This window comes from Rhodococcus quanlei (genome assembly GCF_055231015.1).
In genome coordinates this window covers 117,390-140,235 of sequence record NZ_JBUYWD010000008.1, presented here as the reverse complement: position 1 = coordinate 140,235, position 22,846 = coordinate 117,390, and the positions used below count along the sequence as shown (strand labels likewise).

General features: G+C 64.8%; 21 protein-coding genes. 8 read left to right on the top strand and 13 right to left on the bottom strand.

Annotation, left to right across the window (positions count from 1 at the left end; genetic code table 11):
• Window positions 1-52 precede the first annotated feature (52 nt).
• Complete coding sequence (locus ACZI8Q_RS06540) at window positions 53-397, bottom strand: hypothetical protein (protein ID WP_463372699.1); 345 nt, start codon at window positions 395-397, stop codon at window positions 53-55.
• Window positions 398-615: 218 nt separating this feature from the next.
• Here ACZI8Q_RS06540 and ACZI8Q_RS06535 point away from each other — a divergent pair, with 218 nt between their 5' ends.
• Window positions 616-1,563 carry an esterase/lipase family protein gene (locus ACZI8Q_RS06535; RefSeq protein ID WP_463372698.1) on the top strand — a complete coding sequence of 316 codons (948 nt, stop codon included), beginning with the start codon at window positions 616-618 and terminating at the stop codon, window positions 1,561-1,563.
• 3 nt (window positions 1,564-1,566) lie between these two features.
• Here ACZI8Q_RS06535 and ACZI8Q_RS06530 read toward each other — a convergent pair whose 3' ends face one another.
• From ACZI8Q_RS06530 to ACZI8Q_RS06515, 4 genes are all read right to left on the bottom strand, one after another.
• Window positions 1,567-1,920, bottom strand: coding sequence for a hypothetical protein (locus ACZI8Q_RS06530; RefSeq protein ID WP_463372847.1), 354 nt, complete (start codon window positions 1,918-1,920; stop codon window positions 1,567-1,569).
• Window positions 1,921-2,007: 87 nt separating this feature from the next.
• Window positions 2,008-3,129 (bottom strand): GIY-YIG nuclease family protein, encoded by a 1,122-nt coding sequence (locus tag ACZI8Q_RS06525; RefSeq protein ID WP_463372697.1) that lies wholly within the window; start codon window positions 3,127-3,129, stop codon window positions 2,008-2,010.
• Window positions 3,129-4,868 carry a dihydroxyacetone kinase subunit DhaL gene (gene dhaL / locus ACZI8Q_RS06520; protein ID WP_463372696.1) on the bottom strand — a complete coding sequence of 580 codons (1,740 nt, stop codon included), beginning with the start codon at window positions 4,866-4,868 and terminating at the stop codon, window positions 3,129-3,131. The genes ACZI8Q_RS06525 and dhaL overlap by 1 nt, the downstream gene beginning before the upstream one ends.
• A 143-nt stretch (window positions 4,869-5,011) precedes the next feature.
• Complete coding sequence (locus tag ACZI8Q_RS06515) at window positions 5,012-6,217, bottom strand: hypothetical protein (RefSeq protein WP_463372695.1); 1,206 nt, start codon at window positions 6,215-6,217, stop codon at window positions 5,012-5,014.
• Between the two features lie 99 nt (window positions 6,218-6,316).
• Between ACZI8Q_RS06515 and ACZI8Q_RS06510 the strand changes: the two genes are divergently transcribed.
• Window positions 6,317-7,090, top strand: a complete 774-nt coding sequence (locus tag ACZI8Q_RS06510; RefSeq protein ID WP_463372694.1) for a deoxyribonuclease IV — start codon at window positions 6,317-6,319, stop codon at window positions 7,088-7,090.
• A 56-nt stretch (window positions 7,091-7,146) separates the two neighbouring features.
• Here ACZI8Q_RS06510 and ACZI8Q_RS06505 read toward each other — a convergent pair whose 3' ends face one another.
• Window positions 7,147-8,946, bottom strand: coding sequence for an AMP-dependent synthetase/ligase (locus ACZI8Q_RS06505; RefSeq protein ID WP_463372693.1), 1,800 nt, complete (start codon window positions 8,944-8,946; stop codon window positions 7,147-7,149).
• 222 nt (window positions 8,947-9,168) lie between these two features.
• On the opposite strand from ACZI8Q_RS06505, the gene ACZI8Q_RS06500 reads away from it, so the two are divergent.
• Window positions 9,169-9,717: a GNAT family N-acetyltransferase gene (locus tag ACZI8Q_RS06500; protein WP_463372692.1), complete on the top strand. Its 549-nt coding sequence runs from the start codon at window positions 9,169-9,171 to the stop codon at window positions 9,715-9,717.
• A 24-nt stretch (window positions 9,718-9,741) separates the two neighbouring features.
• Window positions 9,742-11,079, top strand: a complete 1,338-nt coding sequence (locus ACZI8Q_RS06495) for a DUF5691 domain-containing protein (protein WP_463372691.1) — start codon at window positions 9,742-9,744, stop codon at window positions 11,077-11,079.
• On the opposite strand, the gene ACZI8Q_RS06490 is transcribed toward ACZI8Q_RS06495, so the two are convergent.
• From ACZI8Q_RS06490 to ACZI8Q_RS06470, 5 genes are all read right to left on the bottom strand, one after another.
• Window positions 11,066-11,290: a hypothetical protein gene (locus ACZI8Q_RS06490; protein ID WP_463372690.1), complete on the bottom strand. Its 225-nt coding sequence runs from the start codon at window positions 11,288-11,290 to the stop codon at window positions 11,066-11,068. The two genes, ACZI8Q_RS06495 and ACZI8Q_RS06490, sit on opposite strands and share 14 nt — an antisense overlap.
• Before the next feature lie 170 nt (window positions 11,291-11,460).
• Window positions 11,461-12,603: an acyl-CoA dehydrogenase family protein gene (locus tag ACZI8Q_RS06485; protein WP_463372689.1), complete on the bottom strand. Its 1,143-nt coding sequence runs from the start codon at window positions 12,601-12,603 to the stop codon at window positions 11,461-11,463.
• 9 nt (window positions 12,604-12,612) lie between these two features.
• Window positions 12,613-13,788: an acyl-CoA dehydrogenase family protein gene (locus ACZI8Q_RS06480; RefSeq protein ID WP_463372688.1), complete on the bottom strand. Its 1,176-nt coding sequence runs from the start codon at window positions 13,786-13,788 to the stop codon at window positions 12,613-12,615.
• 218 nt (window positions 13,789-14,006) lie between these two features.
• The gene (locus tag ACZI8Q_RS06475) at window positions 14,007-16,529 is read right to left on the bottom strand and encodes an ABC transporter permease (RefSeq protein WP_463372687.1); all 2,523 of its coding nucleotides are present in this window, start codon (window positions 16,527-16,529) and stop codon (window positions 14,007-14,009) included.
• A gap of 3 nt (window positions 16,530-16,532) precedes the next feature.
• Window positions 16,533-17,300: an ABC transporter ATP-binding protein gene (locus ACZI8Q_RS06470; protein WP_463372686.1), complete on the bottom strand. Its 768-nt coding sequence runs from the start codon at window positions 17,298-17,300 to the stop codon at window positions 16,533-16,535.
• 143 nt (window positions 17,301-17,443) lie between these two features.
• Between ACZI8Q_RS06470 and ACZI8Q_RS06465 the strand changes: the two genes are divergently transcribed.
• Together ACZI8Q_RS06465 and ACZI8Q_RS06460 are read left to right on the top strand one after the other, a co-directional pair.
• Window positions 17,444-18,259, top strand: coding sequence for a DUF3159 domain-containing protein (locus ACZI8Q_RS06465; RefSeq protein WP_463372685.1), 816 nt, complete (start codon window positions 17,444-17,446; stop codon window positions 18,257-18,259).
• On the top strand, window positions 18,256-18,642 hold the full coding sequence (locus ACZI8Q_RS06460) for a YchJ family protein (protein WP_463372684.1): 387 nt from the start codon (window positions 18,256-18,258) through the stop codon (window positions 18,640-18,642). Before ACZI8Q_RS06465 ends, ACZI8Q_RS06460 begins: the two co-directional genes overlap by 4 nt.
• Before the next feature lie 32 nt (window positions 18,643-18,674).
• Here the strand turns inward: ACZI8Q_RS06460 and ACZI8Q_RS06455 are convergent, their stop codons facing one another.
• Window positions 18,675-18,866 carry a hypothetical protein gene (locus ACZI8Q_RS06455; RefSeq protein WP_463372683.1) on the bottom strand — a complete coding sequence of 64 codons (192 nt, stop codon included), beginning with the start codon at window positions 18,864-18,866 and terminating at the stop codon, window positions 18,675-18,677.
• On the opposite strand from ACZI8Q_RS06455, the gene ACZI8Q_RS06450 reads away from it, so the two are divergent.
• Window positions 18,865-19,098, top strand: coding sequence for a hypothetical protein (locus ACZI8Q_RS06450; protein ID WP_463372682.1), 234 nt, complete (start codon window positions 18,865-18,867; stop codon window positions 19,096-19,098). The genes ACZI8Q_RS06455 and ACZI8Q_RS06450 overlap by 2 nt on opposite strands.
• Before the next feature lie 24 nt (window positions 19,099-19,122).
• Here ACZI8Q_RS06450 and ACZI8Q_RS06445 read toward each other — a convergent pair whose 3' ends face one another.
• Window positions 19,123-19,464: a hypothetical protein gene (locus ACZI8Q_RS06445; RefSeq protein WP_463372681.1), complete on the bottom strand. Its 342-nt coding sequence runs from the start codon at window positions 19,462-19,464 to the stop codon at window positions 19,123-19,125.
• Between the two features lie 120 nt (window positions 19,465-19,584).
• Between ACZI8Q_RS06445 and ACZI8Q_RS06440 the strand changes: the two genes are divergently transcribed.
• Window positions 19,585-22,824: an arabinosyltransferase domain-containing protein gene (locus tag ACZI8Q_RS06440; protein WP_463372846.1), complete on the top strand. Its 3,240-nt coding sequence runs from the start codon at window positions 19,585-19,587 to the stop codon at window positions 22,822-22,824.
• Window positions 22,825-22,846: the final 22 nt, after the last annotated feature.

Sequence of the window (22,846 nt, the reverse complement as noted above, 5' to 3'; positions counted from 1 at the left end):
GCGCACGAGCATGCGCCGGGCCGAGCCAAGCCCCGAAGACCGCATTCACAGGTCAGTTCATGTAGATCGTGCCCCCACCATCGTCGTCGGGTTGGACACCGTCCTCCGGTACGTCGCCGAGGTCACCCTCGCCCGGATCGTCGTCACCTTGCCAATTTTCACACCATTGGTCGAGCCGGTCGTAATGCGGTTGCCCGCCCTCGGGCACCGAATCCTCCCACGGGTCGATGTAGTCGTTGCAACCCGGAACTCCGAACGGGTAGCCCGGACCGGGCTGTTGGACCTGCTGAACCACAGCTGCTGGAACCGCTTCCTGACCCTGGGCAACGGCCGGCATCATGAGTCCGAACGCCGAGGGGACGGCTGCCAGCACCATCAATCGTTTGTCGATGTTCATTTCGTGCCTCCACGCCGACGAACTGCGTGTTTGCGGGTCGGCGCGTACTCATTCTCGAACGCCTGGGCAGTCCCGGTCAATCGGACCAGCGCTTCCACGGTCGCCTTCGTTTGTCATTTCGTGACGACACCGTAATCCCGCGGATGCTCCGAATCCCCTGGAAGTAAACCGACCGGTTGTATCGTTCGTAGGAGATGCAGATTGCTGAGGGGTAACCAATGGGCACAATCAATCTTCGTTCGCACCGCACCCGAGTTGCAATGGTCGGCATCATCGCGGCCGTCGCGTCGATCCTGGGAAGCCCGGCCCACGCCGCAATTCCGTTGCCGGCACCGATAGTGAGCCTCATAGGGACGCCGAACGGCCACGCCGCAGGGTCGAACGATTGGAATTGTGCGCCGACCCCCGCGCACCCCAACCCCGTCGTATTACTGCACGGCACCTCACAAAACCGGCAGAACGACTGGAAAACCCTCTCCCCCGTTCTGAAAAGCGAAGGGTACTGCGTATTCGCACCGACCTTCGGGAACTTCCCGAAGATGCCGTGGCCGTTGAACGCTGTGGGAGGAATTCGGCCGATGGAAGACAGCGCGAAAGATCTGGCAGCATTCGTGGACCGTGTGCTGGCCGCAACCGGCGCCGACCGGGTAGATCTCGTCGGGCACTCCCAAGGGGCCATCATGCCCGCCCACTACGTCCGTTTTCTCGGCGGAGACACCACAGTGGACAAGTACGTCTCGCTGGCCCCGATGTGGGCGGGCAGCCACCGCCCACCGTACGAGCAGATCGTGCAGGCAGCGGATCGACTCGGCATGCGCAAGCAACTCGAACGAGCAATACGAGGGCTCGGCTGTGGTTCCTGCCCGCAACTCATTGCGGACTCGCCCTGGTTCAGAAAACTGAGTGCGGTCGGTCCGTACGCCGACAGCGTCCACTACACCAACATCGTCACCAAGTACGACACCGTCGTGGTGCCGTACACGAGCGGAATCCTCGAGGCGCCGAACGCCACCAACATCGTCCTGCAAGAACAGTGCCCGGCCGACCTCATCGAACACGGAGACATCGTGGACGACCCGATCGCCGGGGTCCACGTGCTCAACGCACTGGATCCGCAGCACCCGCGACCGGTGCCCTGTTTCCCGGTGCCCCCGGAACTCGACTGAAGGTCAGGGCTCGTTGCCCGAATCGTCGCCGTCGTTGCCCGAATCGTCTCCACCCTCGTCGCCGCTGTACGTCGCCGGGTATGGGTAACCGTCTTCCGGACCGTCGCACCACTGGTCGTACTGGTTGTACGGGTCCATCCCCCACTCCGGGACGTTCGGCTCGTACGGTTCCGCCCAGTCGTCGCAACCGGCGGGACCGTACGGCGGAAACCCTGGTGGCATCGGCTGCACGACGTCAGGCGCGCGGACATGCCCTGTCGAAGAGTCGAGGACATCCGCCGAGGCGGCGCCGGATAACAGCACGCCGAACGCTGCCGCTACCACACCGACGGCCCCCAGCCGCGTTCTGGCCCTCATCCGTGCGCTCGCCTTCATGACTGCCTCCACGTGTGATTGCTCTGCCCGTCCGGCTGTACCCACAATCAGCGCAACGAAACCAAAAGCTCACAGTCCGGGGCGCGCACTGGTCAGATGCGGCACCCACCCATGGGCGGGCCAACGCTTCAGCCCGACCCGATCGGGAGTGACTCGCTTGTGCACGAACTGCGCTTCCAAGTCCGCATCGACCTCACCGGTGAACCGCCACTGCGCCACGTCGGCTGACCGAGAAGCGATCTCCCAGGACTCCGCCCGGTACACCGCGCGAACGATATCGTCGGCAAAGACGATCAACGGAAGATCCGAGGTGTTGCGAACTGCGGTGCCCGCCGGCCAGGGCTGACGAGAGGCGGCGTAGATCTCCTCCGTGGTGGTATCACGACCCGCCGTCTGTTTCACCTCCAACAACACGCAGGGAACCGGAAGGGCCGGCACCCGCTCCGCCGAATACAGCAACGCCAGATCCTCTATGCGCGCGGCCTTCTTGCCGTCGGCACCGACGAGATTGGTCAGCATCGGCCGATCGCCACCAGACTCGACCAGCCCGAACCCGGCAACCAGTGCATTCAGGCGATCCGTCGCCGACACGGAGTCGTCTGCCGCGGGCTCGATTCCGTGTGCGAGGACGTAGTGCTCGACCTCGTGACCCGAGTCGTAGATGTCACGGATGCGGGTGATCACTGCGTCACGAACCTCGGCGGAATCGGTCTCGGGGTCCGTCAGAACCTGGCGCTTCTCGTTCTCTTCCAACGCTGCCCACACATGGCCGAACACCCGGTTTCCGGTACCCGACCCGACGTAGAAGACCGCACGACTGCGCGGATCGAGCAGCGCGAAAACGTACCGGCCCAGTTCACCGGTCACAGTCTTCGGGAGCGGTTGCGGCGAAGGACGTGTCTGGTGCACCGCGGTGACCACGAGACGCAGTGCGGCAAGCTTCAAACCGACCGGTACACCGAGACCGCGGTCTATGCCATCGAAGAGTGCTGCGGACGCCGACTGTACCGAGGTGTAGGTCTGACCCACATGCCGCTGCAACGACTCGGTGACCGTGGCGAACTGTGCCATGCGCACGTTCGGATCAGCCGAGGCGTCTGCCTGGTCGTTCGACGACAGGAATGTCTGAACCTCGGCAGAATCGAGCCAGCGGGAAAGAATGTCGCGTGGGACTGTCCAGACTGTAGCCATCACCCGACTCTATGCGGTCCGCCGCCGGCTCCATGCGCTGACCGCAGGAATTCGAAGAACCACGACAGCACCAACGCGCCGGGATCGACGACGCCGCGCGATGCCTCCCCCACATAGCTGGCACGTCCACGCTTCGCCGTGATCTCCCGGGTCGACTCGGCGCCGTCCGCGGCCGCCGCGGCCGCCTGATGCAACGCGTCGTCGACACTGGTGTCGGTGGCACTCTCGAGCGCGGTGACCGCAGGGGCGATCGCGTCGATCATCGTCTTGTCGCCACGTCGCGCGCCGCCCAACTCCATGATCGCCGCCATGCCGCCGCGTGCGGCCGCTGTCAGCGCAGCACGGTCGAGTCCGTCCGGGTTGTCGACGGCAACGCGATAGAACTGCCGAAACCAGATACCGAACAGGGCGCCGGACGTGCCGCCCGCATGGCCCAGGTATGCGTCCGACACGGACTCGAAGACGGTCGGCAAGGCAAATCCGTCACGAATTCTGGCGACGTCCACGTGCTCGAGTGCAGCCACCATGTTGGTGCCGAAATCTCCGTCGCCCGCCTTCCGGTCCAGATCCGTGAGATATGGCTCTTCCGTCAGCACCTTCTCGGCGAAATCTGCGATCCAGCGACCGACGGCCGGACGGCCCAACACGTCGTCGGAGTCAGGAATCGGATCGGTGCTCTCCGCGTCCGCGATCGGCGCCCGGAACTCGATTCCGTCCGGCACACCGTGAAAGCTGCGGCCCGGCGCATTGGGCCAGCCCGGTGCGGCCGTAGGTGCATCCCACAACTCGAGCAGGTCGTCGTCTGCTCGCACAAGGGTGATCGACGCCCCGTCCATGTCCAGTGCGGTCACGAAACTCCCGACGAGTGACCGCGCGACCGTCACACCCTTCTCGACGAGATACGTTGCGGCTTCGGCGAACAGGAGATTCAGCGACAGCGGGTGCGCTGCGCCCAAACCGTTCACGATCAGGACCACCCGCTCGCCGCCGCCGAGCCCGAGCGACGCCAGGATCGGATCGATCAACCGCCGCACCAACTCCGACGCGGCCATGCCCGGGACTCGCTCGGTTCCACGCTCACCGTGAATGCCGATTCCCAGTTCGATCTCACCTTCGGGAAGGTCGAACGACGGAGAGTCCGCGCCGGGCAGTGTGCACGCCCGCAGCGCTACGGCCATGCTTCGTGCATCGTGGGCCGTGCGGCGACCGAATTCGGCGACGGTCTCGAGGCTGTCGCCACGCTCTGCGGACGCTCCGCAGATCTTCTCGACGGCCACCGTCGCGGCCGTTCCGCGTCGCCCCGGGCCGTCGTCGCTTTCGGAGGCCACGTCGTCGTCCACGAGAACCTGTTCGACCGCAATACCGTTCTCGGCCACCAACTTCTCGGCGATGGTGAAGTTGAGGACATCTCCGGTGTAGTTCTTGACGATGTGGACCACGCCGGCGCCGGAGTCGACCGCTTCGGTGGCCGCACGCACTTGCAACGCGTTGGGTGAGGTGAAGATCAGCCCCGGGCACGCCCCCGTCAGCATTCCTTGCCCGATGAATCCGGCATGCAAAGGTTCATGCCCCGAGCCACCGCCGGACAGCAGCGCCACCTGGCCACGGGGTAACGATTCTCGTCGCGTCAGGTAACCGGGTTCGCTATGCCATCGGAGGTCGTCCGTGGAGGCGAGGGCACCTCGGAGGGCGTCGACGACGAAGGTCTTGGGCGAGTTCAGGAACTGTGGAGACGCCATGACCCCAGGCTATCCCCGATCTCACCCCACCCCTCCCCGGCGAATGTCACACCCGTATGCCTGAGCTGAACGTGTGTGACATTCGCCGGGATCAAGGGGGCAGGTCAGATCCTTAGGACACCGAAGTATTCGCGGTCCGAGTCCTATCGTCCCGCGCCGCCCGCATCGGACCATGCGGTCAGGGCAGCAATATCGCCGTACAACGCGCTCTGATACGTGCCCATCAGCTCGTCGACACCGGCGAATTGGTCGCCGACGAAGTGCGTGTTCTCGGCCGAGAGTTCCCGATTCCCGGACCTGGCGATCAACTCGTCTATCCGGCTGTCCAGGCTCATCGTGTGGCGCACCGCCAGCACCGACCGCAGTGCCACCTCCGCCTGAACCACGAGATCGCCGATACGAGCCAATGCCGCGACCCGCTCGACCAACTGCCCCCACACCGGACCCAGCGCCTGCTGCCGCGACCGGATCTGCTCACGCGCCACGTCGCCGTAGGTGCCCCGCAAAGCCTGTGCCAGTTCACCCGTGATCCCGCGCAACGCGATGGCGTCGACGGCAATCTGCGTCAACTCCACACCGAGATCGAGTTGGTGACGCTGAATCGCGAAATGCTCCGAATGCCAGGTCGCAGAACCGTTGATGCGGTCGTAGAGCATCCCTGCCAGGAACAGCAGAGCGTCGTAGGGGTCGGCGAACTCGTCGTGCTCGGGATCGGCCGCGCGGCCGATGACATCCGCCACCCTGCGTCCGAGGCCCGCAACAGTGCCGGTCCCGGACAACTCCGAAAGCCTGTCGACGGTGGTGTTCCGCGCGACCTTTCCAGCATCGGACAACCAGTTCCCGGTGCTCGGTGCCGGCGTCTGTTGCAAGGCCGCGAACAACGCGTCCCGCTGGGCAGGGTCGAGGTGCAGCCCCTCGCGGCGGTCGCGGCGGATCTGCCGGACGCCGGTGGCGTAGTGCGTTGTCGAGTTGACCACGGTCGTACGCATGCTTTTCAGCTTTTTGCCCACGTCACCTGCTCGGTACTTGAACACCAGTTGAGCCGGTCCAGGTTTCATCGAGTCGGCCCTGCGCGCAACGTCGTAGTACTCGTCCGTCAATGCGCGCAACGCCGCGAACCCGCCGATCGACGGGATCTGCCTCCCCGCCCGGCGACGGTTCGCGAGAACATCTCGCGTCGCCTCGTCCAGGTGGCCGCTCGCGATGAGCACCGCCGCTTCGTCGGACAGCTGATCGTGGTGGCCGTCGATGCGAGCGTTCTCACACCAGGACCGCACCTGGGCGGACACGCGAGCGCGGCGTTCTTCCACCGCCTCGAAATCGGACGGGTCTCGCGGGGTGTCCGACATCGGGCCTCCTAGAAATTCTCCGCACTCCACTGTTCCAGAAAGTTCGAACATTCGCCGCGACCTGTGACCACCTGCTCTCAGCGGACCTACCCTGACTACATGCGCATAGGGGCACACGTACGCCAGGACGACGACCCGATCGGTCACGGTGAGGAACTGGGCGTAGACATCGTCCAACTGTTCGTCACCGATCCGCAGAAGTGGAACAAACCGGCGCCGCACCCGCGGACGGAGCAGATCCTGGCCAGCCCGATCGACGTGGTGGTCCACTCGTCGTACGTCATCAACGTCGCCAGCCTGAACAACCGGCTGCGGATACCCTCCCGCAACGCCGTGGCACAGCAGGCGCAGGCAGCCGCCGACATCGGCGCCATCGGACTCGTCGTTCACGGTGGGCACGTTCGCGCGGGTGAGGACGTCGCCGATGGTGTGACCAACTGGCGCAAGCTGTTCACCCGCCAGGAGGACAAGGGCGGGTTCCCGGTCCCCATCCTGATCGAGAACACCGCGGGCGGCAACGCCGCGATGACCCGGTACTTCGACGACATCGCGCGGCTGTGGGACGCGGTCGGCGACTACGGAGCCGGCTTCTGCCTCGACACCTGCCACGCGTGGGCGGCGGGCGAGGATCTCGTCGGAGCCGTGGAACGCATCAAGGCCATCACCGGCTGCATCGACCTCGTTCACCTCAACAATTCACGCGACGGGTTCGCGTCCGCACGCGACCGGCACGCCAACCTGTCGGACGGCACCATCGACCCCGAAGTGCTCGCAGAGGTGGCACGAACGGCACGGGCTCCGGTGATCCTCGAAACGCCGGCCGACGGCATGGCGGAGGACCTGGCCTACCTCCGTGCGGCCATCGCGAACTGACCCAGGCGCGAACCGACCCAGGCGCGAACCGACCCAGGCGCGAACCGATCGCACCGTCAGCCCTTCCGGTACATCCCGTCGATCTCGTCGGCGAACCGTTCGGTGACGACGTTACGTTTGACCTTGAGGGTCGCGGTCAGTTCGCCGCCCTCCTCGCTCAGGTCACGGCCGAGCAGCACGAACTTCTTGACGGACTCCGTGTGAGACACCGTCGTGTTCGCGTCGTCGACGGCCTTTCGGACCTCGACGCGCAGTTGCTCGTCGTCTTGCAGATCGGCAGGTGTGGCATCGGCGGACTTTCCGTGTGCAGACTTCCACTTGCCGAACTCCGCCTCGTCGAGGGTGAGCAGCACGCCGATGAACGGGCGGCCGTCACCGACCACCACCGCTTGCGATACGAGAGGATGCGCACGGAGACGGTCTTCGAGTGGGCCTGGTGAGACGTTCTTACCGCCCGCGGTGACGAGCAGATCCTTCGTCCGGCCGGTGATCGTGACGTACCCCTCGTCGTCGATCCTGCCGAGGTCACCGGTGCGAAACCATCCGTCGTTCAACGATTCTGCGGTTGCCTTCTCGTTTCTCCAGTAACCGTCGAAGACGACATCACCACGCAGTTCGAGTTCACCGTCATCGCTCACCCGCACGCCTTGGCCGCCGAGTGGCTTCCCGACCGTTCCGATCTTCTGCTCCCCCGGCACGTTGACGCAGTGCGCCGCAGTCGATTCGGTGAGCCCGTACCCTTCGTACACAGGAACGCCCATCCCACGAAAGAAGTGACCGAGTCTCGGCGTGAGCGCGCCGCCACCGGATATCGCCCACCAGCAGTCGTCACCGAGCGCGGCGCGAAGCTTCGCATAGACCAGTTTGTCCGCGACCACGCGCTTCGCTTTCAGCACGGCCGAGGGGCCACCATTGTCCTGTGCCTCGCTGTAGGCGACGGCGGTGGATTCGGCGAAGTCGAAGATCGTCTTCTGCAGTTTTCCTCCCTTGGCTGCTTTCGCCGCCGCCCCGTCCCGCACCTTCTCGAACACCCGTGGAACACCGAGAATCGTGTTCGGTGCGAACCGTTCGAACTGACCGGTGACGCTGCCGAAATCGGACCAGTGCGCCTGGGTGGCGCCGCCCTCGAACATGGCAAGCGACACCGATCGCGCCAGCACGTGCGCGAGCGGCAGGAAGGTCAGCGCCCGATTTCCGGGCCGCGCGACATCACCGATCGGTGCGGCGAGCAGCGCACGTATCTCGGACAGAAAGTTGCGATGCGTCAGCACACATCCCTTGGGACGGCCGGTGGTACCCGATGTGTAGACGAGGGACGCGAGATCTGCCGCCGTGAGCGCCACCACCCGCTTGAACACCTCGGAGTCGTCGATCGCCAACCCCTCCTTGATCAATGTGCCGACTGCATCCTGGTCGATGACGAGCGTGCGTTTCAACGTGTACGGGGTGCCGTCCCCTTCGAAGCTCTTCGCATGCTCGGCCGTTTCGACTACGGCCGCCACCGCGCCCGAATCCTCGATGATCCACCGAATCTGATCGGGAGACGAAGAATCGTAGATGGGGACCGAGGCGCCGCCGGCCGCCCAGATTGCGTAGTCGAGGAGCGACCATTCGAATCTCGTGGCAGAGAGCAGTGCAATGCGATCCCCCGACTCCACCCCGTTCGCGATGAACCCTTTGGCGACGCCCAGCACCAACGCAGCAAAATCCTGCGCATCGACGTCGACCCATCCGCTGTTCTCCGGACGCGAGTACATCACCCGGTCCGGATTGCTCTCCGCCTGTGCGAAGACCGTGAGTACTGCATTTTCTCTGTCTGCCACGGTGAAGGTTTTCGGGCTGGTGTATTCACGCACGAAAGGTGTCTCCATTCCCTCGGGTAACCAGCGAATGTCGCGCAAATGGATATGCACCGCCACTCTAACCGGTAATCCACTAGTTCCTTCGGGTTCTTCACCCCCGACACACACCCCGAATTCGCCTCTGACGAACGGCAACCAGCTACCGCCCAGCAGCTCTGAACTCCCCAGCCCGCAATTTCCTTGCGCCGGGACGTCGCACATGAAACATTTCGTCCGGTGATCATTCGACGGGAAATCAGCACAGACACCGTGGCGATCGCCCACGTCCATCGCCACGCCTTCGCTGGAGACGAGCCTGCCGAAGTGGCACTGGTCGACACCCTGCGGAGCGACCCGTCATGGATTCCGGAACTGTCACTCGTCGCAGAACTCAACTCGGCACCATCGGACACCAGACAACCGGACACCACGGAACCCGGCACAGCAGTGGTCGGTCACGTCTGCCTCACACGCGCACACCTCGACGGGCTGCCGGTTCTGGCCCTCGGACCGATCGGCGTGCTCCCGACACAGCAAGGTTCCGGCGTGGGGGCGGCGTTGATGCACGCCGCACTCGGCGGCGCCGACGCGATGAATGCACCGCTGGTGGCATTGCTCGGCCACCTGGACTACTACCCACGGTTCGGTTTCGTGGCGGCCCACTCGGTAGGTATCGAACCTGACGAACCCTCCTGGGCCTCGCATTTTCAGGTGCGCCGACTCGCCAGGTGGAGGCCCGATATGAAGGGCAGATTCCGATACGCGGAGCCCTTCTACTCCTTGTGAACCGCCTGCCCTAATGTCGTGGATGTGACGACAGTCCGGTTCGACGACGGTGGGCGGGTTCTCTCCCGCTCCGCTGTCGACGATCTACTACATCTCCTCGAATCGAAGTCGTGGATGTTGGAGGAATGGCTGACCGCCGCGACGTCCGCGTCCTACCACGCACCCGACGAGGTCGTACCTCAACTTCTGGACGCAGCGATGACCGACCGAACACATCGCGCGAATCTGCTCACCCTCGCCGGGGCGCATGGGCAACAGCTGGCCGTACACAACCCCGAGTGGGCCATCCTGTGCGCAGAACTGGACGCGGGCAACGACGCGTGGCGTCACGGCACCCATCGCGAGCGACTGGAGTGGCTCAGGATCGCACGGACGCTCGATCCGGTGGCCGCACTCGGGCAGCTCGAACGTGTGTGGGATTCGGAGACCGGAGAGCACCGCGCCGACTTCCTCACTGCATTGAACTTCGGCACGGGACCGGCCGACGAGAATCTTCTCGAGCACGCACTCGACGATCCCAACAAGGGTGTACGCGAGCGCGCGGTTCAGTTGCTGCGCCGCCTCCCGGATTCCCGGTACGCCAGACGCATGGCCGACCGTGCCCGCACCTGGATTCGCGTCGAGACCAAGCCGTTGCGAAGACGGTTGGTCATCCGCATCCCAGGATCACTGGACAGTTCGGCGCGCCGCGACGGTATCGAGAACGTACATTTCAAGAACGACGGAATACGCGGGTGGTGGCTTCGAATGGTCGTTGCTGCCACACCGTTGACCGTGTGGGAAGAGATGACCGGCTCGGCAGCCGCTGCACTCGAGATGCCGATCGAGCAACGCTGGCGCTCCGTGATCATCGAGGCATGGCGTGGTGCAACTGTCGCACAGCGCAACAACGGTTGGGCGGAAGCGTTCCTCGCGCGTGAGGGCAGGCAGTTGAATCGCCGCATCACTTCGCTGGTCCCACGCAAGGCGCTCGACGCCTATGTGAGTACCGGCGCTGCTGATCGCTACCTGCTGGGCGTCGACGGCCTCGCCCTCCTGGAGGGGCTGGGCCACCCGTGGCCACTGCGTGTTGCCCGTCGAGTGGTTGCACAGCTCGAGCAGGTTGCGGCGCGACAGGCCCGGTCCGGCCGTCCACTTGGCGCGTACTCCCCGCAGAACCATCACACGATGCTCCGGTCGGCCGAGACGCATTTCCCGCTGTCGGCGGCCGGATTGCTGACCGACGCTGCGCAGAGCGCTGCCGACCCGGAATGGCGGAACGCATTCACCTCCGCAGCGGCCACCATCGAGCGCCGACGAGCATCATTGCGGGAGCTCGAGATCCCACGGTCTGCCGTGGGTGGCACCGTCAGCCTGCGCTGACCCGGTGAGAGGTCTGCTCGAGATCGATACCCACCCGCACCTCGGGGTGCGCGTCGGCACGTATGCGGAGAAGGACGAGCCCGGAAACGGACGCGACGATCAGTGAAGCGACAATCCATTCGACGTGCAGCTCGGCTATACCGATACCGGCACCGATCGATCCGATGGCGAACAGAGTCCAGACGACTGCTTTGACAATGGCGAACCGCATAGCGGTACTCCTTCGTACGGTGTGCGAACGTTCCCCCATTCGTTCTGGGTTGTGTTGCGCATGCGACGTTAATCACGCGCAACACCAGTCCCGTGCACGACACGTCCGAATTGCCCAGTCCGATACCAATTCGAGACCTTTACGGACAGGTCCTTCCCTGAAATCGCAGTTCAGAGCAGCTGGGCGGGTTCCGCAACCACTGACGAGAGCACCCTCAAATGATCGTCACCGCCTCCCAGGGTGTGCTCGATCGCGGTCAATCGGCTCACGTAGTGCCCCACCGGATACTCGGCGGTCATCCCGATCCCACCATGCATCTGAATGGCCTCCTGACCGATCTTTCGGGCCGAGCGGCTGATCTGCAGACGCGCACGGGAGGCCACAACGCGGTCCTTCTTCCCCGCAGCAAGCGACAACGTCGCATACAGGCTCATACTTCGCGCGAGCTCGTGCAGCACGTACATATCCGCGGCGCGGTGGGTCAACGTCTGGAATTTGGCAATCGGAACACCGAACTGTTTGCGCGTCTTCAGGTACGCGGTGGTGAGCCGTAGCGCTTCTTCCATGACACCGACTGCTTCGGCACACAGGGCGGCGTGAGTACGGATTTCGCACACCTCGATATGACCGCTCGCGTCACCGCCGTCGCCGAGCTGCTCGGCCGGCGCATCCTGCAGGGCAACCTGCGCACCCCGCAGGCCGTCGTGCGTCGCATACGAGTGCACCGTGACTCCATCTGCCTCTGCCTCCACGAGGAACAATCCCACGCCGCCGTCCGGCAGAACCGCGCTGACGACGAACGTGGCTGCGTCACCACCGTGCAGTACCGGGTTCTTCACGCCCGTGAGCGTCCATCCCGATTCCCTGGCGCCGGCAACCGTAGAGCCTGTTGCAACCGTGGAGATCTTCGTAGACGGCCACCGCACGCCGGGCTCGCTGTGCGCGAATGCCATGAGCTTCTCACCGGAAGCCAAGGCCGGCAGAATGTTCGCCCGCTGATCGGCGCTCCCGGCGTCGGCGACGAGGCCGCCGGGGACGAGGACAGCGTCCAGAATCGGTTCGGGTGCGAGCCTGCGTCCCATCTCCGTCATCACGGCGTCGATCTCGACGGCGCCGGCACCCATGCCGCCGTCCTCCTCTGCGAAAGGAAGCCCCAGCAGCCCGAGTTCCGCCAATTGGCGCCACACCTTCGGGTCCCAGCCACGATCAGTGGCGATCACCTCGTTGCGCCTCTCCGGGAAGTAGGCCCGCGCCAGCACGTCGCGGGTGGTGTCGCGCAGCAACTTCTGTTCGTCGTCGAGTTCGAAGTCCATACCCGACCCTCACAATCCGAGAATCGAGGAGGCGATGATGGTGCGCTGCACCTCGCTCGACCCGCTGTAGATGGAGACCTTCCGGTAGTTCAGATAGGTGGGCGCGGTGCGCTGAGCCCACACGGGCGAGGCACAATCGGCACCCGCCGAGAACGGTAACGAGTCCTGGCCCGCGATGTCTGCGAGCAACTCCAGAGTGTCCTGTTGCAGTTCGGAACCGCGCAGTTTGAGAAGAGACGACGCCGGGTTCGGTTTGCCGTCCGCTGAACTCGCGACCACCCGCAATTGTGTGAGCTCGAGTGCGAGAATCTCGTTCTCCAGTTCCGCCAGACGAGCCGCAAACAGCGGGTCTTCCAGCAGTGTCCCACCGTCGACGTCGATCTGCGCGGCACGTTCCCGTGCTTGGGCAAGGCGCACCTTGGTGAATCCGAGACGGGTCACACCGGTGCGCTCGTTGCCGAGCAGGAACTTTGCGTAGCTCCACCCCTGGTTCTCCTCGCCGACGAGGTTCTCTGCCGGAATCCGGACGTCCTCGAAGAAGATCTCGTTGACCTCGTATCCCCCGTCGATCAGCTTGATCGGACGCACCGTGACGCCCGGTGTCGACATGTCCACCAGAACGAACGAGATACCGGCCTGTTTCTTGGGCGCATCGGGGTCGGTACGGACGAGGCAGAAAATCCAGTCCGCATACTGCCCGAGTGTCGTCCACGTCTTCTGCCCGTTGATGACGTAGGAATCGCCGTCACGTACCGCACGAGTCTTCAGCGACGCCAGGTCCGAGCCCGCCTCCGGCTCGGAAAATCCCTGGCACCACCAGATGTCGAGGTTCGCCGTGGGAGGCAGAAACTTCTCCTTCTGCTCCTGCGAACCGAAGGCCGCGATCACAGGACCGACCATGTTCGCGTTGAAGGCGAGAGGTTCCGGCACGGACGCCAACTGCAATTCGTCGAGCCAGATGTGATGCTGGATCGGCGTCCAATCCTTGCCGCCCCACTCGACCGGCCAATGCGGAACGGCCAAACCGTGCGCGTTGAGGGTCCGCTGCGACTCGATCATCGCGTCCCGGCCCAATGCTTCGCCGCTCGCGTATCGCGTGCGAATCTCGTGAGGTATCTGCGTCGTGAAGAACACCCGCATCTCGTCGCGAAACGCGCGTTCCTCGTCCGTCAGGTTCAGATTCATCGTGCACCATCCCCTCTCGCGTCCATGAAACCGTATCCGCCGAACCCGCGCAGGCGTTCTCCTCATACCGGCGTCAGCACCGCGAGAGCGCCACCGCCCACCTGTCGATTTCCATCTTCACGCGCAGATCCGGAGCGAATCGAGACAGCCGATCCGGCCAGGGCACCACGGGCTTCACAGCGCCCCTTTTTGGTGCTGCACGCGCGATGCGCCCACCGCTACAGGTCCGCGATCGCCTCCAGCGGCCGTGTTCGTGCCGCCCGGTTCGCCGGCCACAGGGCTGCCAGCACTCCCACCACCCCGGAGCCGACGAGCATCGCCACGATCTGCCCCCACGGGACTGCGATTCGGTCGATGCCCTGATCGGCGAGGGTGCTGACGAATCCCCAGCCGAACGCCACACCCAGCACCACACCGACAGCCGCGCCGAACACCGCGATCAGCACCGACTCGAGGTAGATGGTGCGGCGCATCTGAACACGCTGCATACCCACTGCCCGCAGCATGCCGATCTCCCGTCGCCGCTCCACCACCGACAGCGCCAGTGTGTTCACAATCCCGAGCACGGCAATCACCACAGCCAGGGCGAGCAGTCCGTACAAGATGGCGAGCAGCATGTCGATCTGCTGTGCCTGAACACCTTTGAACTGCTCCGGGTCCATCACCTGCACCACCACGAACTGCTCGGTGGCCTGCTCGAGTTCGCTACGCAACTGCGCAAGATCTGCACCCTCCGCCGCGTCGACGAGCACGAGCATGTCGGGCATCGAGAACGCCGGCATGACGTCGCGGTAGACCTCGTCCGAAACCAACCACGCGCCCAACAGTGGGGTGTCCTCGTAGATCCCGGTGATCGTGGTGGTGACCGTCTGCTCGTCGCCGTCGACCAGGTCGACGGTGGACCCCACCTGCCAGCCCTTCTCGTCGGCCGTCGTCTGGGACACCAACATGTCGGTACCACTGATATCGGCTGTGCCGTCGACCATCGTGAAGTCGAGCACCCCGTCCAGGGGTCCGTCGTACGAGGCCCCGAACTGGTCTTCGTCGTCGATCTTCACCGACACACGGTGCAGCGCCACCGCGCTGCGCACAGCGTCGAGTTTCTCCACGGCCGGTGCCGCACCCGTCGGGACGCCCATCATGTCCGGGCCGGTGAGGACGTAGTCGGCCGACACTCCCACGTCGACAAGCGCGTTGATGCTGGCTTTCGCGGACGAGCCGAACACCCCGATCACGGACACGAGCATCAGACCCAGCGTGAGCGCGAACGCGGTGGCCGCGGTTCTGCGGGGGTTGCGGACTGCGTTGGTGCGAGCCAGCTTTCCGATCGACCCGAAGGGTTTCGTCAGTACCGAACCGAGCGCCCCGACAATCGGCCGCGACAACGCGGGTGCGCCCAACAGAACCGCAACAATCAACGCGAACGCGGCAACGCCAACCAGCGCGGCAGCACCCTTGCCGGTTCCCTGCGACCCCACCACCAGGCCGACCACACCGAGCGCGCCGAGACCGATACCGAAGAAGGTGCGGGTCCGCAGTGAATCGCCCGTGGACGCGAACTCTTCCCGCATGGCAGCGACCGGCGGCACCTTCGAGGCGCGGCGAGCCGGCGCGTAGGCGCTGACCGTCGTAACGAGCACGCCGACGACGAGCGCGATGACGATCGTGCGCGGCCCGACCTGCAGCGACCCTTCGGGCAGACCCAGGTCGAACGCGTTGAGCAACCCGCGCAGTCCGTAGGCCAACCCGATGCCGGCGACGATGCCCAGGGCACTACCGATGACACCGACCACCAGCGCTTCGAACACCACCGATCGGCCGATCTGCTGCCGGCTCGCCCCGACGGCCCGCAGCAGGGCAAGTTCCTTCAGCCGCTGAGCGACAAGCATGGAGAAGGTGTTGTAGATGATGAACGTGCCGACCAGCAGAGCAATAGCACCGAACGCGAGAAGGAAGTAGTTGACGAAGCTCAGCGCCTCGGAGATCTGCGACTGCATCTCCTCCCGCACCTCGTCACCGGTCTGCACCTGGTAGTCCGGCAACGCCGCGGCGATACTGTTCTTCAATTCCGTCGGGGACACACCACTGCCCGCCACGTCGACGTATTCGACGTGCTTGCCGTCGGTGAACAGTTCCCGCGCCTGAGAGTCGACGAAGGACACCCCGATGAACCCACCGGTGTCGTTGCCGGTGTCGTAGATGCCGGTCACCGTCACATCCACCATTCCGCGCGCCGGCACGAGAATCTCGGTGGCATCGCCCACCGACAGTTCGGCCCGTTCGGCAGCGCTCGTGTTGATCGCCACCTCTCCCGGCTGGACCGGCGCGGTCCCCGCCACGATGGGATCGGGCTCCGACAGGGCGCGGTCCGGCGGCAGATACGACACACCCACCGTCGGAGCGCCACCCGTCTGCACGGCAGCGCCCTCCGAGTTCAGGAGCACGACCTGGCCGCTCGAGAAGGGGGCGACTGCCCGCACCCCGTCGATGGCCTCGATCTTGTCGATCTCGGCGTTCGGAACGCCCCGCGAGGTCTGCCCTTCGGTGGAGACCCGGACGTCCACCCCCTGCGCGGTGTCGTCGAAAATCGAATCGAACGTGCGCGCCAGAGTGTCGGTGAACACGAACGAACCGGCCACGAAAGCAGTACCGAGCACCACCGACAGCACGGTGAGAGCCAGCCGAACCTTGTGCGCTGCCAGGTTCCTCAACGACACCCTGCGCATGGGCGAATCAGCCATGGATCAGACCACCGCATTGACGCCGGCGTCTGACGCAGGCTCGTCCAGGCGCTTCATCGTGTCCAGCACCGAATCAGCGGTGGGCTCACGCAGTTCGTCGACGATCCGACCGTCCGCGAGAAACACGACACGGTCGGCGTACGCAGCGGCGCGCGGATCGTGGGTCACGATCACCACTGTCTGCCCGAATTCGTCCACTGCCGCACGCAAAATCGCAAGCACCTCACCGGAAGACTTCGAATCGAGATTTCCGGTGGGCTCGTCGCCGAAGATGATCTCGGGCTGCCCGGCCAGTGCGCGGGCGCACGCCACACGCTGCTGTTGGCCACCGGAGAGCTCCCCGGGACGGTGATCGAGCCGATCGTTCAATCCCAGCCGGGTCAGGACATTGTCGAGCCAGGACGCATCCGGGGTCCGCCCCGCGATGTCCAACGGCAGCGTGATGTTCTCGAGAGCCGTCAACGTCGGAACGAGGTTGAACGCTTGGAACACGAACCCGATCCGGTCCCGTCGCAGCGCGGTCATGTCCTGGTCCGACAGGGTCGTCAACTCGGTGTCCCCGATCAGGACCGAACCCGACGACGCGACATCGAGTCCGGCCAGGCAGTGCATCAGCGTCGACTTCCCGGATCCGGACGGACCCATGATCGCCGTGAACTCACCTCGCGCGAAGTCTGCGGATACGCCTGCGAGGGCACGGACGGTGGTATCGCCCTCCCCGTAGGTCTTGGACAGATCGATTGCGCGGGCGGCTGCGGCGTGCGTGCTCATGCGCACCATCCTTATCGAAATCTGGACACGCCGCCATCAGGTATCACCCTGAGATCTCGGAAGTCGGGTAGACCAGGCGATTCCCCGGACGGTTCGGCGCACGAACTGCAAGAATTCGAGAAGGCCGATGTGAAGGAGACTCCGTGGTCAACCTGCAATCGAAACCCCGCCTACTCGAGACGTTCCTCGAGTCCCCGCTGGCCGGACTCCTGCCCTGGATCGCGATGGCGGTCCTCGTGGGACCGGATCGCTTCGAGATCGCGGTCTGCACAGCTCTCGGCCTCTCCTTGCTGTTCACGTTCCTGGGCCACAAACGGGGAACGTCGTTCAAGCTGCTCGAACTGTTCGACCTCGCCTACTTCGGCACGTTGGCTGTGATCGGGCTGGTCGCCTCCGATGGTCTCATCAACTGGTTGGAGCAGTGGGCGGGAGAGATGACCAGCATCGCCCTCGTCGTGTTCGCATTCGGGTCGATCCTGATCCGCAACCCGTTCACACTGCAATACGCCCGCGAGCAAGCTCCGGAAGAGTTGTGGGACACGCCCATCTTCTATCGCGTCAACCGCAACATCACCCTGGTCTGGGGCGCTGCGTTCACCGTCAACGCTCTGGTCGGTCTGTTCGCGGACGCCGTTCTCGAACAGCCGAACGGCTTCTGGACCGGATGGATCATCCCGCTCGGCACCTTGCTGTTCGCCGTGGCATTCACCGAGTGGTATCCGGACTACATCAGCGCACGCGAAGCTGCTGCCGCCGGCGACACGTCGGAACCGGGACCGCCGTGGACAGGGTTGATCGACTTTCTGCCACCGTTCGTGACAGCCGTCGGCATCGCCATGCTCGTGACGGACAACGACCCCGACTGGGTCGCGATCCTTCTGATCGTGATCGGGGGTGTAAGCGGCCTCGCGATGCGCCAGTACTCGGGCAAGCCGGACTCCGCGATACTGGAACGGTGAGAACTACCTGCCCCTGCCGGCTCGGTGAGCCCTACGACCTGTGCTGCGGCCGCTTCCACAGCGGCGAGACCACGCCCCCGACCGCCGAACGTCTCATGCGGTCACGTTTCACGGCGTTCGCAGTCGGCGACGCCGACTACCTCGTGCGGACATGGCACCCCCGAACGAGACCGAAGACCGTCGACCTCGATCCGGACCAGCAGTGGATACGCCTGGACATTCTGGCCACCGACCGCGGCGGCCTCATGGACGACGCGGGCACCGTCGAATTCCGGGCCCACTTTCGCCACGACGGCACACGAGGTTCGCTGCACGAAAGAAGCCGGTTCGTGAAAGAGAACGGCGAATGGCTGTACCTGGACGGTACGTTTCCGAACAACTGACGTCCGAACACCCTTCACCGTTCTCCGCGGGATCAGTTCCCGGCGCCGTGATTCGGGTTGGTGCAGATCGTCCCCTCACACGGCACCTCTGACCCGTCACCGTTCGGATTGGGCATCACCGCCCCACCGTTCTCCTCCGGATCGGTACCCGCGCCGTGATTCGGATTGGTGCAGATCGTCCCCTCACACGGCACCATCGACCCGTCACCGTTCGGATTCGGCATGGACGAAGGAGCAGGAACATTCCGAGCAGGCGAGCGCCCCGGAACGCCGGCAGAGCTGGACGTCGGCGCTGCCCCACTCGTGGTCGTCTCGTCCGTGGTCGTCGCACTCGTGGTCGTAGTCGTGGTGGTGGTGGTGTCGGAGCCGTCGTCGCTGCACGCCGGCAAGAAGAGCATCGCCGCAGCGGCAAGAATCAACGAGTACTTCTTCATCGGAATGTCCTCACATCAGTAGGAATCGGCGAGCGTGCCGACTTGATCATTCGGGTGGAGCGTTCTCGGGGGTATTCGAAGCACTGACACTCGGGGACGGAGCCGGAAAGTTCCTCACCAGACTCTCCTGCGCCGGGCTGTAACCGGGGCAGCCCTCGTATGGACTCGGGATATCGGGCGAAGCCCCGAAACACAGACTGTTGGGATCGTTGGGGTCGAGTGAGTCGTTCCGGCCGGAGAACGGCGAATCCGTGTCCGCAACCGATGCGGACGGGCGTTCATCGGTAGCGGGCGCCTGATTCCCGTCGTCGCCGCCGCACGCAGCGAGGGACAACGCGGTCAGCGACCACATTGCAGTCGCAGCCAGGGCCGCGGCCACACGCTTCATTCGGCACTCCCGTCGCTGCTGTATATCCGGCGGGCACCAATCTAACGCCTCCAGCGCGGACGTACGTGAGAATGCCGGATGCCCGCGCTGTCGATACAGTGGCACCCTGTGGTCGACAGTATGGCGGGGACGCGTGCGTCCAGCATTGATTCCAGCGCACCTGAGGTAACCGAACGGCGGCCCTCCCGCCGTGACCGGCATATCACCCGCCGGATCGCAATCATCAGCTCCCTGATCGGTGCGCTGTGCGCGATGGCGGTGCCCTTCCTCCCCGTCGAGCAGGACGCGGCAAGCATGTCGTGGCCGTCCGGTGGAGAACTCACCAGTGTGGACGCACCGCTGGTCTCGTACGCGCCATTGACCTTCGACGTACAGATCCCGGGTGACGCCATCGGCGCCCTGACAGACACGGGAGGTGTGGTCGTATCGTCGGCGCCCACCGACGGGAAGGGTGCGCAGCAGTACGGGTTCTTCGCCCGCGTCGTACCCGACGAACAGGGGTCACTGTTCGAGATCGTTCAGCGCAACCGAGTGCTGCTCTCCGCACCTGCGGCCCAGGCCGCACGAGGAACCGTCTCGGTAGCGGCAACCGCGACCGAAACGACGGTGAGCCCGTCGTGGCTCGACGACGCCATCGTGGTCTCCGGCGACCTGCGACCACAAATGGTCGGCGTGTTCACCGACCTGTCGGGGCCGGCTCCGGCCGGGTTGTCGGTTCATGCGGACATCGATTCACGATTCTCCTCGACGCCGAGCACCCTGAAACTCGCAGCGATGGTTCTTGCGGTCCTCTCGGTGGCGATCGCCCTGTTCGCACTACACCGCATAGACACACTCGACGGACGATCCGCCCGCCGATTCCTTCCCTCGACGTGGTGGCGATTCGGCATCACCGACGCCGTCGTGATCGGGACGCTGGTGCTGTGGCACTTCATCGGTGCCACCACCTCCGATGACGGTTACCAGTTCACGATGGCCCGGTCGTCGATCGAATCGGGCTACATGGCGAACTACTTCCGGTGGTTCGGTGTTCCCGAGGCCCCGTTCGGCACGCCGTACTACGACCTGTTCGGACTGCTCGCATCGATTTCGACGGCAAGTCCGTGGGTGCGATTGCCAGCCCTGATTCTGGGAATCGTGGGATGGCTCGTGATCAGCCGGGAAGTGGTGCCGCGGCTGGGCGTCGCCGTCGGACGAAATCGGGTGGCACTGTGGACCGGCGGGCTGATCTTCCTGGCGTTCTGGCTGCCGTACAACAACGGACTGCGCCCCGAGCCCGCGATCGCCATCGGCGCCCTCCTGACGTGGTGCTGCGTGGAACGTGCCATCGCGACCCGCCGTCTGTTGCCGGCGGCGGTGGCACTGCTGGTCGCGGCCTTCACGCTCACCTCGGGCCCATCCGGGATCATCTGCTTCGGCGCGTTGATCGCCGGAGCCCGCCCGATCCAGCAGATCATCGCCGCCCGGGCCAAGCAGGTCGGCTACCTCGCCCTGCTGGGACCTTTGGTGGCGGCAGGTCTGGTTGTCCTCGTCGCCTGCTTCTCGGACCAAACCCTGGCCGCGGTCATGGAAATGCAGCGCGTACACGCGGTACCCCCGTCCGAGCCGTGGTTCCACGAATACAAGCGGTACGACTGGTTGCTCAACATGGGCGCCGACGGATCGTTGACGCGGCGGTTCGCTGTGTTCGCCATGCTGTTGTCGATCGGTGCAACGCTCGCGGTGATGATGCGTCGTGGTGGGCGCATTCCCGGCGTCGCGCTCGGCCCGGGGCACCGACTTGTCGGAATCAGCATCGCCGCCGTGGCACTGATGACGTTCACACCCACCAAATGGACCCACCAGTTCGGCGTTTTCGCCGGCTTGGCGGGTGCACTGGCAGTTCTGACGGCCGTGGCCGTGGGCCCGGCAGTGGTGCGATCGGCACGCAACCGCGCACTTCTCGTCGCAGCCGTACTGTTTGTCCTCGCCGTGTGCTTCACCGGAAGCAATTCCTGGTGGTACGTCTCGGCGTGGGGTGTTCCGTGGTGGGACAAACCGGTCAGCGTCGCCGGCCTCGGTGTCAGCACGATGCTGCTCGGCGCGACCGTACTCGCACTCGCAGTCGCGGGGTGGTTCTACCTGCGCGAACCCTTCCACAAGCAGCCGAGAAGGCCGGGCTTCCTGTTGTCCGCGCCACCCTTGACGATCGCCGCCGCCGCGATGGTCGCGGTCAGCGTGCTGTCCCTGGCGAAAGGCGCCATCGACCAGTACCCCGCGTTCTCACTGGCGAAGTCCAACATCGGAGCCCTCGCCGGGAACAGCTGTGGCGTGGCCGAGGACGTCCTCGTCGAAACCGACCCCAATCGATCCGTCCTGCAACCGATCACCGCACCACCAGGCGAAGCCCTCGCAGCCCAGAACACCGGATTCACTCCGAACGGAGTCGCAACCGATCTGACCGCCGACGACGAGGCGACGTCGGACGAGAGCATCTCGAGCACCCTCACCGAGGAAACCGATACCAATTCGACACGGCCGGGCGCCGGAACCGGCGGCGGAACCGGCGCGGTGGGAATCAACGGAAGCGAGGTCGCACTGCCGTTCGGACTCGACCCCGCCACCACACCCGTACTCGGCAGCTTCGGCGCGCCCGGCCCGGCCACACTGACCTCCGAGTGGTACTCGCTACCCGACCGGGGAGAGTTGATCACGATCGCTGCGGCCGGCAGCGTCCGGTCGGTCGACTCGGACGGTGTGGTGACACCGGGCTCGCAAGTCACAGTCGAGTTCGGAAAGCGAGGGGACGACGCAACCGTCGACACGCTCGGCTCGGCGCGGCCCCTCGATATCGGACCCACCCCGTCGTGGCGAAACCTCCGTGTTCCACTGGACCAGGCACCCGAAGGCACCGACGCGATACGACTGGTCGCGAAAGACACCGACACCGGAGCGAAGGGTTGGGTGGCACTCACCCCGCCCAGAGTGCCGCATACTCGGACACTCGACGATGTTGTCGGAAGCGACACACCCGCGATGATCGACTGGTCTGTCGCACTCCAGTTTCCGTGCCAACGGCCATTCGATCACCGCAACGGTGTCGCCGAAATCCCCGAGTACCGGATCCTGCCGGATCGGCCCGCCGTCACCATGACCAATCTCTGGCAAGGACACGACGGCGGCGGTCCACTGGGCTGGATCAACATGACCACGCAAGCACGGACCGTTCCGACGTATCTGAGCAACGACTTCGGCCGAGACTGGGGATCCCTCGAACAATACGAACCCCTCGATCCCGATACCGTTCCCGCGGACATCGATACCACCACCGTCACCCGCTCGGGGTTGTGGAGTCCTCCACCGATCGACGTCACCTGGTGACGCACGCACCGATCGACGTCAC

Coding starts and splice junctions, on each gene's coding strand:
- ACZI8Q_RS06540 (WP_463372699.1), bottom strand. CDS start 397: ATGAACATCGACAAACGATTGATGGTGCTGGCAGCCGTCCCCTCGGCG.
- ACZI8Q_RS06535 (WP_463372698.1), top strand. CDS start 616: ATGGGCACAATCAATCTTCGTTCGCACCGCACCCGAGTTGCAATGGTC.
- ACZI8Q_RS06530 (WP_463372847.1), bottom strand. CDS start 1,920: ATGAGGGCCAGAACGCGGCTGGGGGCCGTCGGTGTGGTAGCGGCAGCG.
- ACZI8Q_RS06525 (WP_463372697.1), bottom strand. CDS start 3,129: ATGGCTACAGTCTGGACAGTCCCACGCGACATTCTTTCCCGCTGGCTC.
- dhaL (WP_463372696.1), bottom strand. CDS start 4,868: ATGGCGTCTCCACAGTTCCTGAACTCGCCCAAGACCTTCGTCGTCGAC.
- ACZI8Q_RS06515 (WP_463372695.1), bottom strand. CDS start 6,217: ATGTCGGACACCCCGCGAGACCCGTCCGATTTCGAGGCGGTGGAAGAA.
- ACZI8Q_RS06510 (WP_463372694.1), top strand. CDS start 6,317: ATGCGCATAGGGGCACACGTACGCCAGGACGACGACCCGATCGGTCAC.
- ACZI8Q_RS06490 (WP_463372690.1), bottom strand. CDS start 11,290: ATGCGGTTCGCCATTGTCAAAGCAGTCGTCTGGACTCTGTTCGCCATC.
- ACZI8Q_RS06485 (WP_463372689.1), bottom strand. CDS start 12,603: ATGGACTTCGAACTCGACGACGAACAGAAGTTGCTGCGCGACACCACC.
- ACZI8Q_RS06480 (WP_463372688.1), bottom strand. CDS start 13,788: ATGAATCTGAACCTGACGGACGAGGAACGCGCGTTTCGCGACGAGATG.
- ACZI8Q_RS06475 (WP_463372687.1), bottom strand. CDS start 16,529: ATGGCTGATTCGCCCATGCGCAGGGTGTCGTTGAGGAACCTGGCAGCG.
- ACZI8Q_RS06470 (WP_463372686.1), bottom strand. CDS start 17,300: ATGAGCACGCACGCCGCAGCCGCCCGCGCAATCGATCTGTCCAAGACC.
- ACZI8Q_RS06450 (WP_463372682.1), top strand. CDS start 18,865: ATGGACGAAGGAGCAGGAACATTCCGAGCAGGCGAGCGCCCCGGAACG.
- ACZI8Q_RS06455 (WP_463372683.1), bottom strand. CDS start 18,866: ATGCCGAATCCGAACGGTGACGGGTCGATGGTGCCGTGTGAGGGGACG.
- ACZI8Q_RS06445 (WP_463372681.1), bottom strand. CDS start 19,464: ATGAAGCGTGTGGCCGCGGCCCTGGCTGCGACTGCAATGTGGTCGCTG.
- ACZI8Q_RS06440 (WP_463372846.1), top strand. CDS start 19,585: ATGGCGGGGACGCGTGCGTCCAGCATTGATTCCAGCGCACCTGAGGTA.